The organism is Kitasatospora sp. NPDC057692 (assembly GCF_042799475.1).
Classification (GTDB): domain Bacteria; phylum Actinomycetota; class Actinomycetes; order Streptomycetales; family Streptomycetaceae; genus Kitasatospora.
The window spans coordinates 1-14,103 of the sequence record NZ_JBHVIV010000063.1 but is presented as its reverse complement, the minus strand read 5'-3'; the positions used below and the strand labels follow the sequence as shown (position 1 = coordinate 14,103).

Below are 14,103 nucleotides of genomic sequence, written 5' to 3'. Positions count from 1 at the left end.
GGACGGCCCCGGGCGCTTCCCCCGTGCGTCCGGGGCCGTTCCACGCCCCGGAGGCCCCACCATGCCCAGCACCACCCCGACCCGCCGTCCGAACGGGCTCCGCCGCCCGACCCGCCGCCGGGTGCTCGGCGCCACCGCCGGACTGCTCGGGACCGCCGCCCTGACCGGCTGCGGCATCCCGTCCGCCTACGTGGACGAGGACCGCCGCTCCGCCCCCGACCGCTCGGAGGACGAGAAGCGGCTGGGCTTCTCCAACTGGACCCAGTACATCGACGTCGACGACGACGGCGGACGCCCGACCCTGGACGGCTTCACCGAGCGGACCGGGATCAAGGTCACCTACACCGAGGACATCAACGACAACGACGAGTTCTTCGGCAAGATGGGGCCGGTGCTCACCCAGGGCACCGACCCGGGGCGCGACCTGATGGTGGTCAGCGACTGGATGGTCGGCCGCTACATCGGGCTCGGCTGGGTGCAGGCGATGGACCGGGCCAACCTGCCCAACGTCACGGCGCAGCTGGACCCGCAGCTGGCCGACCCGGCGGTCGACCCCGGACGCCGGCACAGCGTGCCCTGGCAGTCCGGGATCACCGGCATCGCCTACAACCGCAAGGAGCTCGGCCGCGAGCTGAGGTCCGTCTCCGACCTGTGGGCGCCCGACCTGAAGGGCCGGGTCACCCTGTTCGCCGGCCTGGACGAGGCGCTCGGCCTGCTGATGCTCGCGCACGGCGCCGACATCACGGCCTTCACCGAGGACGACGCGAACCGGGCGATGGACCTGGTGCAGCGGATGGTCGACAGCCGGCACGTGCGCCGGTTCACCGGCAACGACTACACCGGCGACCTGGCCTCCGGTGCCGCGCTGGCCTGCCAGGCGTACTCCGGCGACGCCGTCCAGCTCACGGCCGAGAACCCGGACATCGCCTTCGTGGTGCCCGAGGAGGGCGGCGAGCTCTGGGCCGAGAGCCTGCTGATCCCCAACCGGGCCGTGCACAAGCGCAACGCCGAGCTGCTGATCGACCACTACTACCAGCCCGAGGTGGCCGCCGAGCTGGCCGCCGCCGTGCAGTACATCTGCCCGGTGCCGGCCGCCCGCGAGGTGCTGGCGGCCGGCGGCGACCGGGAGCGGGCCGAGCTGGCGGAGCATCCGCTGGTCTTCCCGACCGAGGAGATGCGCGCCCGGCTGCACACCATGCGCGACGTCACCTCCGCCGAGCGGCCCGCCCTGCACAAGGTCTGGACCCGGATCACCGGCGTGTAGCCGGCGGCGGCGCGCTCCGCCGGGCCGCGGGCTACCGGCGCACCGCGTCCAGCGCGAGCAGGGCGACGTGCAGGGAGAGGCAGGACTCCACCTGGTCGAGGTCGACCCCGAGGATCCGCTCGACCTTGTGCAGCCGGTCGTAGAAGGACGGCCGGGACAGGTGCGCGGCGTCCGCGGCCGCGGACTTGTTCCGGCCCTGCTCCAGGTAGATCCGCAGCATCTGCACCAGCTGGCTGTTGTGCTCGGCGTCGAAGGCGAGCAGCGGGCCCAGCTCGCGTTCCACGTAGGTCTGCAGCCGGGCGTCGTCGCGCAGCAGGTGCAGCAGGCCGCGCAGGCGCACGTCGGGGAGGCGGTAGTAGGACGCCGTCCGGCCGCCGGGTCCGTCGTGCAGCGCGGCGTCGGCGACCTGGGTGGCCTCCAGCAGGGTGCGCCGCGCGTCGCGGACCGAGCCGACCGAGGAGCCGGCCGCGACCACCGGCGCCGGCGCGGCGGGGTCCCGGGCCGCCTCGGCGGCCAGCCGGCGCAGCGCCGCCGCGAAGGCGTCCAGCGCGGCGTGCTCGTCCTGCTGGGGGCCGAGCGCGATCAGCACGCCGACGCCCTCGTCGTCCAGCGCGCCGACCAGTGCGGAGAGCCGGCAGGCGCGGACGGCGCTCGCCGCCAGTTCGGTGAAGTCGCGCAGCCGGGCCTGCGCCTCCAGCGCGGCGGGGATCGGGCCGCGCCGCTGGCGCAGCACCGCGCCGACCAGCCGCCGTCCCTCCAGCGGGACGCCGAGCGCCTGGGCGCGCAGCGCGACCTCGGAGACGGTCAGCGCGTGGGTGAGGATGCCGGAGAGCAGGGTGCGGTGGGTCTGCCGCTCCAGGCTCTCCCGGTCGCGGACCACCAGCCGGTTGAGCGCCAGCGCGGAGGCGCCACGCTCCAGCAGCATGGTGAACGGGTGCGGGCCGCTCTCCGGCAGCGCTCCCGGCTCCTGCACCAGCACCAGCCGCCCCCAGTCCTGGCCGCGGGCGCCGACCGTGGTGACCAGCCAGCCGCTGCGCGGGTCGTGCCCGGTGCGCCCGGGCGGGCGGACCCCGCGCGAGCGGCGCTCCCAGTCCTCCAGCAGCTCGGTCTCGGGCCGCCCGGCGGGGTCGTGCGTCAGCACCTGGTGGGCGAGGTTCTCCAGGACGACCGGGGCGCCCGCGATCCGGGCCACCTGGCGGACCACCTCGGCCGGCTCGGCGCCCTCCACGACCAGCTCGTTGAAGACCTGGTGGATCGCCTCGGAGGTGCGCAGCTGCTCCAGCTGGGCGTTGACCACCAGGGCGTGCACCGCCTCGGTGACGGCGACGAAGCGCAGCTCACGGCGGAGCGCGATCAGCGGCAGGCCGCGCTGCTCGGCGGCGTGCACCAGGGCGCGCGGCAGGGTGTCGAAGTAGCGCCGGCCGTACTCGATGACCAGCCCGGCCACGCCGATGTCGGCGAGCTCGCGCACGTAGCGGGCCAGGCCCTCGCGGTCCTCGGGCAGGGCGATGCCGGTGCTCAGCACCAGCTCGCCGCCCCGCAGCATGCCCGCGACGTCGGGCAGCTCGCTGACGTGCACCCAGCGGACCGGGCGTTCCAGGTGGTCGGCGCCGGCCACCACCTGGGGCAGGCCGCGGCGCATCACCTCCAGGTCGAGCACATGGGCGACGGTGGGGAGCATCGCGGCCTCCAGGGTTCAGAGTGTCAGGCAAATCATCCATCGCGGCGACGACCTGTTGCCCTCTCCGAAGCCTTCCACCCTGTAAGGCGGTTCGCGCCGAGGTTGCCGCAGTGGCCCTTGTCACGCCCCGGCGGCAGCGGGCATGGTCAGCGGGTCGGCACTGGCGAGACCTGGACATCACCGGTGATCAGCCGTTGGATGCCCCGCACCGGACCCCGCACCCCGCGCCCCCGCGCACGACCCGATCGGTCGGACGGCGCCGGTGCGGCCCCGGCCCGCCGACGCGTGCGGCACGGCGGGGCCGGCACGGCCGTCCGTGCGGCACCTGAACCACCGGGACTTGGAGGAAGCAATGGACCTGACCGACTTCGGAGCCGGCGCGCAGTACATCGCGGGCCGGTGGAGCCGGGGGAGCGGTGCGCCCTTCCAGGTCGTCAACCCGGCGGACGGCAGCGTCGTCGAGGAGGTCGCCCTGGCCTCCACCGGGCAGGTCGACGAGGCGGTGGCCGCCGCCCGGGCCGCCCTGCCCGAGTGGGCCGGCGCCACCCCCGGTGCCCGCTCCGAGGCCCTGACCCGGCTGGCCGCCGTCCTCGACGACGCGGCCGCCGACCTCGCCCGGGTCGAGACCGCGCAGACCGGCAAGCCGATCAGGCTCTCCACCGAGTTCGACGTCCCCGGCACCGTCGACAACACCGCCTTCTTCGCCGGGGCCGCCCGCAACCTGGAGGGCAAGGCGGCGGGCGAGTACTCCGGCGACCACACCTCGTACGTGCGGCGCGAGGCGATCGGCGTGGTCGGCTCGATCTCGCCGTGGAACTACCCGCTGCAGATGGCCGCCTGGAAGATCCTGCCGGCGATCGCGGCGGGCAACACCATCGTCCTCAAGCCGGCCGAGCTGACCCCGCTGACCTCGCTGATGTTCGCCCGGGCCTGCACCCTGGCCGGCATCCCGGACGGCGTGGTCAACGTCGTCACCGGAGCGGGACGGGACGCCGGGGAGCACCTGGTCGCGCACCCGGACGTCGCGATGGTCTCCTTCACCGGCTCCACCGCGGTCGGCCGGCGGGTCGCGGAACTCGCCACCGCGACCGTCAAGCGCACCCACCTGGAGCTCGGCGGCAAGGCCCCGTTCGTGGTCTTCGACGACGCCGACCTGGACGCCGCCGTGCACGGCGCGGTGGCCGCCTCGCTGATCAACGGCGGCCAGGACTGCACCGCCGCCACCCGCGCCTACGTCCAGCGGCCGCTCTACGACGCCTTCGTGGCCGGCGTGGCCGAGCTGTACGGCGCGATCCGGCTGGGCGACCCGCTCGACCCGCGGACCGACCTCGGCCCGCTGGTCTCCTTCACCCACCGCGACCGGGTGGCCGGCTTCGTCGATCGCGCCCGCGGCTACGCGACCGTGGTCACCGGCGGTGCCGCCCCCGGGAAGGGCCACGACGGCACCGACCTGGGCCGCGGCGCCTACTACCGCCCCACCCTGATCACCGGCGCCGCCCAGGACAGCGAGGTCGTCCAGGGCGAGATCTTCGGCCCCGTCCTGGCCGTGCTGCCCTTCGACGGCGACGACGAGGGCCTGCGGCTGGCCAACGACACCCCCTACGGACTGGCCGCCTCGGCCTGGACCGGCAACGTGCACCGCGCGCTGCGCGCCACCCGCGAGATCGCGGCGGGCTGCGTCTGGGTCAACGACCACATCCCGATCATCAGCGAGATGCCGCACGGCGGCTACAAGTCCTCCGGCTACGGCAAGGACATGTCGCAGTACTCGCTGGACGAGTACACCCAGGTCAAGCACGTCATGTTCGACACCACCGCGGTCGCCCGCAAGGACTGGCACCGCACCGTCTTCGGAGACAGATAACCGGACCGGGTGGTCCCCCACACCCCCCTCGCCCCCCAGGAGGCCCGTCCCATGGCGTTCAACGAGCTCACCGACGGACTGTCGGAACCGGTCCGCAAGGCCTGGGAACGCAGTCTGACCAGTGGCCGGGCCGCCCTCAGCCGGCGCACCGTGCTGCGCGCCGCCGCCCTCACCGCCGGCGCGGGCTCGCTGGCCGCCTGCGGCATCCCGCCGGCCAGGACCGCCAACGGGACCGGCGACTCTGCCGCGAACGCCGCCGAGGACCTCTCGGACCGCGAGCGGGAGGTGAACTTCTCCAACTGGCCGCTCTACGTCGACACCGACGAGAACGACAAGGAGAAGCACGGCACCCTGGAGGCCTTCACCGCCGCCACCGGGATCAAGGTCAGGTACACCGAGGACGTCAACGACAACGTCGAGTTCTTCGGCAAGGTCAAGCCCCAGCTCGCGGCCGGCCAGGACACCGGCCGCGACCTGATGGTGCTGACCGACTGGATGGCCGCCCGGATGATCCGCCTCGGCTGGGCGCAGAAGCTCAACCCGGCCAACGTCACCACCGCGATCACCACCGTCGAGTCCCGCTTCCGCGCCCCGGACTGGGACCCGGGGCGGCTCTACAGCTACCCGTGGGCCGGCATCCAGGTGGTCGTCGCCTACAACCGGAAGGCCACCAGGGGGAAGGAGGTCACCAGCGTCGCCCAGCTGCTGGAGGACCCCGACCTCAAGGGCCGGGTGACCTTCCTCTCCGAGATGCGCGACAGCGTCGGCATCACCCTGCTGGACATGGGCAAGGACCCGGCGAAGTTCACCGCCGACGACTACGCGGCGGCCGTCGCCCGGCTGCAGAAGGCCGTCGACAACAAGCAGATCCGGCGCTTCACCGGCAACGACTACGGCCAGGAGCTCTCCTCCGGGGACATCGCCGCCTGCGTCGCCTGGGGCGGCGACCTGATCCAGCTACGCGCCGACAACCCTGACATCGAGTTCGCGATACCCGAGAAGGGCTTCGTGAGCAGCACCGACAACCTGCTGGTCCCGGCCAAGGCCCAGCACAAGACGAACGCCGAGAAGCTGATCGACTTCTACTATCAGCCGAAGATCGCGGCGCAGCTGACCGCAGGCATCGGCTTCGTCTCCGCCGTCACCGGCGTGAAGGAGGAACTGGCCGCCATCGCCCCGGACAGCGCGGCCAATCCGCTGGTCGTCCCCACCCCCGAGATGGCGGCCAAGGCGCACGTCTTCCGGACCCTCACCGAGACCGAGGAGAGCGACTTCGAGGAGAAGTTCTCCAAGCTCATCGGCGCCTGACCCCCACCGACGGCAGAGAAAACCAGAGAGACACCACCCATGACAGAGCAGCAGAGCTCCGCGGCCGCCGGCGGCGACGTCCGCCTCACCGGCATCGGCAAGACCTACGGCTCCTTCACCGCCGTCCATCCGCTGGACCTGACCGTCCCCCAGGGCTCCTTCTTCGCCCTGCTCGGCGCCTCCGGCTGCGGCAAGACCACCACCCTGCGGATGATCGCCGGCCTGGAGGAACCCACCGCCGGCACCGTCCTGATCGGCGGCCAGGACGTCACCCGGCTCCCCCCGTACAAGCGGCCCGTCAACACCGTCTTCCAGAGCTACGCGCTCTTCCCGCACCTCGACATCTTCGAGAACGTCGCCTTCGGCCTGCGCCGCCGCGGCAGGAAGGACGTCAGGAAGCAGGTCGACGAGATGCTCGACCTGGTCGAGCTCGGCCAGTACGCCCGGCGCAAGCCGCACCAGCTCTCCGGCGGCCAGCAGCAGCGCGTCGCCGTCGCCCGCGCGCTCATCAACCACCCCCAGGTGCTGCTCCTCGACGAGCCGCTCGGCGCCCTCGACCTCAAACTCCGCCGCCAGATGCAGCTGGAGCTCAAGCGGATCCAGACCGAGGTCGGCATCACCTTCGTGCACGTCACCCACGACCAGGAGGAGGCCATGACCATGGCCGACACCATCGCGGTGATGAACGGCGGCCGGGTCGAACAGCTCGGTGCCCCCGCGGAGCTCTACGAGAACCCCGCCACCACCTTCGTGGCCAACTTCCTCGGCCAGTCCAACCTGCTCGCCGCCGAGGTCACCGGCGGCGCCGGCGAGGACCTGCTGCTCACCGCCGCCGGCACCCGGCTCACCGTCCCCAGGGCCCGCTGCGCCACCGGCGCCACCCGGGTCCACCTCGGCGTGCGGCCGGAGAAGATCACCATCGAGCACGGCTCCGCCGAGGTCGCCGACGGCCGCAACCGGCTCGCCGGCACCGTCGTCGACTCCAGCTTCATCGGCGTCTCCACCCAGTACCTGGTCCGCACGGACGGCGGCCAGGAGGTCACCGTCTTCGAGCAGAACATGGAGCGCGACGCCCGGATCGTCCCCGGCGCCCCGGTCGTCCTGCACTGGAACCCGGCCCACTCCTTCGCCCTGGACGCCGCCCAGGCGATCGACGCGGGCACCGGGGAGGACGCGGCATGACCACCACCACCCCGGCCTCGCCGCCGCAGGTCGTCCCCCTGCCCGCGGCCGCCCCCGGGCCCCGTCGCCGGCTCACCCCGTACTGGCTGCTGCTGCCCGGCATCGCCTGGCTGGTCGTCTTCTTCGCGGTGCCGATGGTCTACCAGGCCTCCACCTCGCTGCAGACCGGCTCGCTGGAGGACGGCTTCCGCGTCACCTGGCACCTCGCCACCTACTGGGACGCCCTGGTCGAGTACAAGTGGCACTTCGTCCGCTCGTTCGGCTACGCCGCCACCGCGACCGTGCTCTGCCTCGCCATCGGCTACCCGCTCGCCTACACCATCGCCTTCAAGGTGAACCGGCGCTGGCGCAACGTCATGCTGATCCTGGTCATCGCGCCGTTCTTCACCAGCTTCCTGATCCGCACCCTCGCCTGGAAGACCATCCTCGCGGACGGCGGCCCGGTGGTCGGCGCGCTCGACGCCCTGCACGTCCTGGACGTCACGGCCGCCCTCGGCCTCACCGAGGGGGACCGGGTGCTCGCCACCCCGCTCGCCGTGGTCTGCGGCCTCACCTACAACTTCCTGCCGTTCATGATCCTGCCGCTGTACACCTCGCTGGAACGGATCGACCCGCGCCTGCACGAGGCCGCCGGCGACCTCTACGCCCGCCCGTTCACCACCTTCCGCAAGGTGACCTTCCCGATCTCGCTGCCCGGCGTGGTCGCCGGCACCCTGCTCACCTTCATCCCCGCCTCCGGCGACTACATCAACGCCCAGCTGCTGGGCTCGCCGAGCGAGCAGATGGTCGGCAACGGCATCCAGAAGCAGTTCCTGAACGTGCTCGACTACCCCACCGCGGCCGCGCTGAGCTTCATCCTGATGGCCCTGATCCTGGGCATCGTGACGGTCTACATGCGCAAGGCCGGGACGGAGGAACTGGTCTGATGTCCCGAGTGATCGCCTGGGTGCGCCGCAACCTGGTGGTGCTGGCCGGCCTGCTGGCCCTCGCCTACCTGGTGCTCCCCAACCTCGTCGTGCTCGCCTTCTCGTTCAACAAGCCGGTCGGCAAGTTCAACTACGAGTGGAACGAGTTCTCCACCGACGCCTGGACCGACCCCTGCGGCGTGGCCGACATGTGCCGGTCGCTCTCGCTCAGCCTGCAGATCGCGGTCGCCGCCACCGTCGGCGCCACCGTCCTCGGCACCATGGTCGCCTTCGCCCTGGCCCGCTACCGCTTCCGCGGCAAGGCCGCCACGAGTGCGATGATCTTCCTGCCGATGGCGATGCCCGAGGTCGTGATGGCCGCCTCGCTGGGCACCCTCTTCCTCAACATGCGCATCCCGTTCGGCTTCACCACCATCCTCATCGCGCACATCATGTTCTGCCTCAGCTTCGTGGTGACGGCGGTCAAGGCCCGCGTGATGAGCATGGACCCGAGGCTCGAACAGGCCGCCCAGGACCTCTACGCGACCCCCGCCCAGACCTTCCTGCGGGTCACCCTGCCGCTCGCCGCCCCCGGCATCGCGGCCGGCGCGCTGCTCAGCTTCGCGCTCTCCTTCGACGACTTCATCATCACCCAGTTCAACTCGGGCCCGACCACGGTCACCTTCCCGATGTTCGTCTGGGGCGCCTCGCAGCGCGGCATCCCGGTCCAGGTGAACGTCATCGGCACCGCGATGTTCATCGCCGCCGTCGTGCTCACCGTCGCCGGCCAGTGGCTGGGGAACCGCCGCAAGGCCACCGCCTGACCGACCCGGCCGCCCTCCCGTCGTACCGTCGGGAGGGGGCCGACCACCACCGCCAATGTGTAGAAAGTGGCTGATAATGCATGGATTCCGCCCGCGCACTCAGTGACGCCAGGCCCACCCCCTTCTGGCTGGAGGACCCGGGCCGGCCGGCGGCACTGCCCGCCCTGGTCGGCGACACCACCTGCGACCTGCTGGTCGTCGGCGGCGGCTACTCCGGCCTCTGGACCGCCCTCGTCGCCAAGGAGCGCGACCCCTCACTGGACGTCGTCCTGGTCGAGGGCAAGGAGGCGGGGTGGGCCGCGTCGGGGCGCAACGGCGGATTCTGCGCGGCCAGCCTGACCCACGGCTTCGGCAACGGCCTGCAGCGCTGGCCCGCCGAACTCGGACAGCTGGAGCGCCTCGGTGCCGCCAACCTGGACGGCATCGAGGCCACCCTGGAGCGCTACGGCATCGACGCCGAGTGGGAGCGCACCGGCGAGATCGACATCGCCACCCAGCCGCACCAGGTCGACGAACTCCAGGAGGTCGCCGACGCCGTCGCCCGGTACGGCCTCGACGTCACCGTGCTCGACCGCGACGAACTGCGCGCCCAGGTCGACTCGCCGACCTTCCTCGGCGGGATCTGGGACAAGGACGGCGTGGCCATGCTCCACCCCGCCAAGCTGGCCTGGGGCCTCAAGGAGGCCTGCCTGGGCCAGGGCGTGCGGATCTACGAGCACACCCCGGCGAGCAGCCTGAGCGAGCACGGCGGCGGCATGACCGTGCGCACCCCCTACGGACGGGTCCTCGCCCGCAAGGTCGCGCTCGGCACCAACGCCTTCCCCTCCCTGCTCAAGCGGGTCCGTCCCTACGTCGTCCCGGTGTACGACTACGCGCTGATGACCGAGCCGCTCACCGCCGAGCAGCTCGCGGCCATCGGCTGGCGGGGCCGTCAGGGACTCAGCGACAGCGCCAACAAGTTCCACTACTTCCGGCTCTCCGCGGACAACCGGATCCTCTGGGGCGGCTACGACGCCGTCTACCGCTTCGGCGGACACGTCCGGCACGAGTACGACCAGCGGCCGGAGACCTTCCGCACCCTGGCGCGGAACTTCTTCCAGTGCTTCCCCCAACTGGAGGGCGTCCGCTTCACCAACGCCTGGGGCGGCGCGATCGACACCTGCAGCAGGTTCTCCGCGTTCTTCGACACCGCCCACCAGGGCCGGGTCGCCTACGCCGTCGGCTACACCGGCCTCGGCGTCGGCGCCACCCGGTTCGGCGCCGAGGTCATGCTCGACCTGCTCGCGGGGGAGCGCACCGAGCGCACCGAACTGGAGATGGTCCGCCGCAAGCCGCTGCCGTTCCCGCCCGAGCCGGTCCGCTGGGCCGGCATCGGGATCACCACCCGCTCGCTGGAGCACGCCGACCGCACCGGCGGGCGGCGCAACCTCTGGCTGCGCACCCTCGACCGGATGGGGCTCGGCTTCGACAGCTGACCCCCGCCGGCGCCACGAGGGTGGCGATCGGTCGAACCGTGTAAGAGAGACCCGCCGTCCGCCTCTCGTTGGTGACGGCGGGTCTCAGCGTGTCCCGCCGCCACCGAACGCACCGACGCGCAGAGCGGGGACAGCACATGGAGATCACCGGACTGGACTGGCTGGCCCAGGCCGCACCCGACCCGGCGGCCTTCCGGGAGCAGTGGGAACGCAGCGGCCTCGGCCTGGTGCTGCTCCCGGCCGGGCGGCGCTGGGACGTCCTCTCCGTCCCCGGCCGGCTCGGCCGCCCGGCCGTCGACCTCTTCGGCGCCGGCGCCTGCGGACCGGTCCTCGCCGACTTCGGCGACGAGCACGTCGGCTTCCTGGTGCCCGTCGGCACCGCCGCCCGCTGGATCGGCACCGGCGTGCGCTGCACGGGCGAGGGCACCTGGATCGTCGTCCCCCATCCCGACCGCCGCGGCCGGGGGGTGCGCTGGCTCGTCCCGCCCGACGGCACCGGACGGCTCAACGACCCGGTCAGGCTGGAGCTCGCCCTGCACGAGGCGGCCGCCGCACTCGGCGACTGGTGAGCACCCCGCTGGACCCTGCCACCCCTGCCACCCGTCCCGCGCCGGTCCGCCGGGCGCGCCGCCGCCCACGGCGCGCCAGACTGGAGGGGTGACCACCGCCCCGGACGCCGTCGGCCCGTCCCTCCACCCGGACCGGGCCCAGCTGCGCCTCGTCGAACTGGCCCGGCCCGTGTGCGACCGGCACGGTCTCGCCCTCGCCGGCGGGCACGCGCTGCGTGCCCACGGCCTCCCGGCCTGCGAGCAGGACGGGCTCACCCTGGTCGCCGAGGGCGCCACCGACCTGCCGCAGGCCGCGGCCGACCTGGCCGCCGCCTACCGGGCGGCGGGCGGCGAGGCCGCGGAGCGCCCCGGTACGCCCCGGCTGGAGCAGCTCTCCGTCCGGCTCGTCCTGGGTGGACGGACGCACACCGTCGAGCTGCGCAAGGAGCCGCTGGGCCACCGCCCGGTCCGGATCGGCCTCGGCGGGCCGGACGGCACCCCGTCGGCGGTGACCGCCGTGGCCCTGGAGGACGCCGCCGCCCTCACCACCGCGTTGCTCGTCGACCGCGCGCTGCCCCGCGACCTCATCGACGTGCACGCGCTCACCGCCTGCTACCGAGAGGGCGAACTTCTCGCGCTGGCCACCGGGCTGGACGCGGACTTCCAGCCCACCGCGCTCGCCGAGCGGCTGGAGACGCTGGCCGAGGCCGCCGACGGCCGGTTCCGGGCCCGCGGCCTGCCCGCCGGGGACGTCGACGAGCTCAAGCGGTGGGCACTGGCCTGGGCCCAGGACCTGCGGCTGGACCTGCTGGAGACCCAGGAGGCGGCGGACGGTCTGCACGACCCCTATCTGGAGGACCGGCCGGAGGACCAGGACGACGCCTGAGCCGTCGCCCTTCCCGCCGGGTTCACCCGGCCGGGCCCACCCGCCGACGACCTGTAAGGCTGAATCCCCGATCCCCGTCAGCCTGTTCGTTGAGACCGCCCGGACCGGACAGCAGACTGGACCGTGAGCGCGGTGGCGTCAGGCCGCCCCGACTTCGGAGGCAGACGGACCTTGAGCAAGCACATCACCCACTGGATCGGCGGACGGCCGGTCGCCACCGCCGGTACCGCGCCCCGCCGCGGTGACATCTTCGACCCGGCCACCGGCCAGGTCACGGGCCAGGTCGACTTCGCGGAGGTCGTGGAGGTCGACCAGGCGGTCGCCGCCGCCGCTTCCGCCTTCGCCGAGTGGCGCACCGCCTCGGTCGCCAAGCGCGCCACCGTGCTCTTCTCCTTCCGCGAGCTGCTCAACGCGCGCAAGGACGAGCTGGCGTCGATCATCGTCGCCGAGCACGGCAAGGTGCACTCGGACGCGCTCGGCGAGATCGCCCGCGGCCTCGAGGTCGTCGAGTACGCCTGCGGCATCCCGCAGCTGCTCAAGGGCGGCTTCACCGAGCAGGCCTCGACCGGCATCGACGTCTACTCGATCCGCCAGCCGCTCGGCCCGGTCGCGATCATCTCGCCGTTCAACTTCCCGGCCATGGTGCCGATGTGGTTCTTCCCGATCGCCATCGCGGCCGGCAACACCGTGGTCGTCAAGCCGTCCGAGAAGGACCCGTCCGCCGCCAACTTCCTCGCCGAGCTGTGGAAGGAGGCCGGTCTGCCCGACGGCGTCTTCAACGTCGTGCACGGCGACAAGGTCGCGGTGGACCGCCTGCTGGAGCACCCCGACATCAAGTCGGTCAGTTTCGTCGGCTCCACCCCGATCGCCCGCTACGTCTACGAGACCGGTACCCGCTACGGCAAGCGCGTCCAGGCTCTCGGCGGCGCCAAGAACCACATGCTGGTCCTGCCCGACGCCGACCTCGACCTGAGCGCGGACGCCGCCGTCAACGCCGGCTTCGGCGCGGCCGGCGAGCGCTGCATGGCCGTCTCCGTCCTGGTCGCCGTCGACCCGATCGGCGACGAGCTGGTCGAGAAGATCAAGCAGCGGATGGCCACCCTCACCGTCGGCCCCGGCTGCAACGGCGAGTCGGAGATGGGCCCGCTGGTCACCGGCCAGCACCGGGACAAGGTCGCCTCCTACGTGGAGTCCGGCCTCGCCGACGGCGCCGAGCTGGCCGTCGACGGCCGCAAGCACCCGGTCACCGCCGAGGACCGCAACGGCACCCCGACCGCGGACGGCTTCTGGCTCGGCCCCACGCTGTTCGACCACGTGAAGCCCGGCATGTCCGTCTACACCGACGAGATCTTCGGCCCGGTCCTCTCCGTGGTGCGGGTCGCCTCCTACGAGGAGGGCCTCGCCCTCATCAACGCCAACCCGTACGGCAACGGCACCGCCATCTTCACCAACGACGGCGGCGCGGCCCGGCGCTTCCAGTACGAGGTCGAGGTCGGCATGGTCGGCATCAACGTGCCGATCCCGGTTCCGGTCGCCTACTACTCCTTCGGCGGCTGGAAGGCCTCGCTGTTCGGCGACGCCCACGCGTACGGCCAGGACGGCGTGCAGTTCTTCACCCGCGGCAAGGCCGTCACCCAGCGCTGGCTGGACCCGTCGCACGGCGGCATCAACCTCGGCTTCCCGACCAACAGCTGACACGCACCACCGCCGTAGGCCGGCCCGCTCACCTGCGGGCCGGCCTACGGCGTGTCCGGGTGTTTGCCCGCCGTTTGCCTTCGGCCGGGAACCGGCGTACTGTTCTCTAGTCGCTCGACAGGGAGCACCGGACACGCATCGGCGCGGACGGTCCCGGGGCGGCCAATCCTCTGGAAATACCAACGCTTCCCGCATGGGGTTTATTTGGCGTGTGCATTTTTGGGGATTGCGGCCGGATTCGCTTTTCGGAGCGGGGATCGGCTAGAGTTTGAAACGTCGGACGGGGCGTTAAGCCGCAGAAGACACCAGCGAGTTGGATGAAGGAAGTGCCGGGAACGGCACGGAAAACATCTGATAAGCTGGAGACACGAAAGAACGAAGCGCCCGGAGGGCCGGTGTGAAAGCCGCCTGATGGAAGCGTCCGTTCCTTGAGAACTCAACAGCGTGCCAAAAGTCAACGCCAGATATGTT

11 protein-coding genes are annotated in these 14,103 nt (G+C 72.3%); 10 read left to right on the top strand and 1 reads right to left on the bottom strand.

Going from position 1 to position 14,103, the window contains the following annotated elements:
* The first annotated feature begins 61 nt into the window (after positions 1-61).
* The gene (locus ACFVFS_RS29005) at positions 62-1,264 is read left to right on the top strand and encodes a spermidine/putrescine ABC transporter substrate-binding protein (RefSeq protein WP_380627680.1); all 1,203 of its coding nucleotides are present in this window, start codon (positions 62-64) and stop codon (positions 1,262-1,264) included.
* A gap of 31 nt (positions 1,265-1,295) precedes the next feature.
* Here ACFVFS_RS29005 and ACFVFS_RS29000 read toward each other — a convergent pair whose 3' ends face one another.
* On the bottom strand, positions 1,296-2,945 hold the full coding sequence (locus ACFVFS_RS29000; RefSeq protein WP_380627678.1) for a PucR family transcriptional regulator: 1,650 nt from the start codon (positions 2,943-2,945) through the stop codon (positions 1,296-1,298).
* Positions 2,946-3,297: 352 nt separating this feature from the next.
* Between ACFVFS_RS29000 and ACFVFS_RS28995 the strand changes: the two genes are divergently transcribed.
* The 9 genes from ACFVFS_RS28995 (at position 3,298) to ACFVFS_RS28955 (ending at position 13,632) form a co-directional block, all read left to right on the top strand.
* Positions 3,298-4,809, top strand: a complete 1,512-nt coding sequence (locus ACFVFS_RS28995; RefSeq protein WP_380627677.1) for a gamma-aminobutyraldehyde dehydrogenase — start codon at positions 3,298-3,300, stop codon at positions 4,807-4,809.
* 51 nt (positions 4,810-4,860) lie between these two features.
* Positions 4,861-6,117 carry a PotD/PotF family extracellular solute-binding protein gene (locus ACFVFS_RS28990; RefSeq protein ID WP_380627675.1) on the top strand — a complete coding sequence of 419 codons (1,257 nt, stop codon included), beginning with the start codon at positions 4,861-4,863 and terminating at the stop codon, positions 6,115-6,117.
* A 39-nt stretch (positions 6,118-6,156) separates the two neighbouring features.
* Positions 6,157-7,299 carry an ABC transporter ATP-binding protein gene (locus ACFVFS_RS28985; RefSeq protein WP_380627673.1) on the top strand — a complete coding sequence of 381 codons (1,143 nt, stop codon included), beginning with the start codon at positions 6,157-6,159 and terminating at the stop codon, positions 7,297-7,299.
* Positions 7,296-8,225 (top strand): ABC transporter permease, encoded by a 930-nt coding sequence (locus ACFVFS_RS28980; protein WP_380627671.1) that lies wholly within the window; start codon positions 7,296-7,298, stop codon positions 8,223-8,225. The genes ACFVFS_RS28985 and ACFVFS_RS28980 overlap by 4 nt, the downstream gene beginning before the upstream one ends.
* On the top strand, positions 8,225-9,028 hold the full coding sequence (locus ACFVFS_RS28975; RefSeq protein ID WP_380627669.1) for an ABC transporter permease: 804 nt from the start codon (positions 8,225-8,227) through the stop codon (positions 9,026-9,028). The genes ACFVFS_RS28980 and ACFVFS_RS28975 overlap by 1 nt, the downstream gene beginning before the upstream one ends.
* Before the next feature lie 80 nt (positions 9,029-9,108).
* Positions 9,109-10,503 (top strand): NAD(P)/FAD-dependent oxidoreductase, encoded by a 1,395-nt coding sequence (locus tag ACFVFS_RS28970; protein WP_380627668.1) that lies wholly within the window; start codon positions 9,109-9,111, stop codon positions 10,501-10,503.
* Positions 10,504-10,640: 137 nt separating this feature from the next.
* Positions 10,641-11,072, top strand: a complete 432-nt coding sequence (locus ACFVFS_RS28965; protein WP_380627666.1) for a hypothetical protein — start codon at positions 10,641-10,643, stop codon at positions 11,070-11,072.
* Positions 11,073-11,160: 88 nt separating this feature from the next.
* A complete protein-coding gene (locus tag ACFVFS_RS28960) occupies positions 11,161-11,937 on the top strand; it encodes a hypothetical protein (RefSeq protein ID WP_380627665.1) in 777 nt (258 codons plus the stop codon).
* A 171-nt stretch (positions 11,938-12,108) separates the two neighbouring features.
* On the top strand, positions 12,109-13,632 hold the full coding sequence (locus ACFVFS_RS28955) for a CoA-acylating methylmalonate-semialdehyde dehydrogenase (RefSeq protein WP_380627664.1): 1,524 nt from the start codon (positions 12,109-12,111) through the stop codon (positions 13,630-13,632).
* Positions 13,633-14,103: the final 471 nt, after the last annotated feature.

What these genes read in the sequence shown, in the direction of transcription:
- ACFVFS_RS29005 (WP_380627680.1), top strand. Translation starts at nt 62, where the DNA reads ATGCCCAGCACCACCCCGACCCGCCGTCCGAACGGGCTCCGCCGCCCG.
- ACFVFS_RS29000 (WP_380627678.1), bottom strand. Translation starts at nt 2,945, where the DNA reads ATGCTCCCCACCGTCGCCCATGTGCTCGACCTGGAGGTGATGCGCCGC.
- ACFVFS_RS28995 (WP_380627677.1), top strand. Translation starts at nt 3,298, where the DNA reads ATGGACCTGACCGACTTCGGAGCCGGCGCGCAGTACATCGCGGGCCGG.
- ACFVFS_RS28990 (WP_380627675.1), top strand. Translation starts at nt 4,861, where the DNA reads ATGGCGTTCAACGAGCTCACCGACGGACTGTCGGAACCGGTCCGCAAG.
- ACFVFS_RS28985 (WP_380627673.1), top strand. Translation starts at nt 6,157, where the DNA reads ATGACAGAGCAGCAGAGCTCCGCGGCCGCCGGCGGCGACGTCCGCCTC.
- ACFVFS_RS28980 (WP_380627671.1), top strand. Translation starts at nt 7,296, where the DNA reads ATGACCACCACCACCCCGGCCTCGCCGCCGCAGGTCGTCCCCCTGCCC.
- ACFVFS_RS28975 (WP_380627669.1), top strand. Translation starts at nt 8,225, where the DNA reads ATGTCCCGAGTGATCGCCTGGGTGCGCCGCAACCTGGTGGTGCTGGCC.
- ACFVFS_RS28970 (WP_380627668.1), top strand. Translation starts at nt 9,109, where the DNA reads ATGGATTCCGCCCGCGCACTCAGTGACGCCAGGCCCACCCCCTTCTGG.
- ACFVFS_RS28965 (WP_380627666.1), top strand. Translation starts at nt 10,641, where the DNA reads ATGGAGATCACCGGACTGGACTGGCTGGCCCAGGCCGCACCCGACCCG.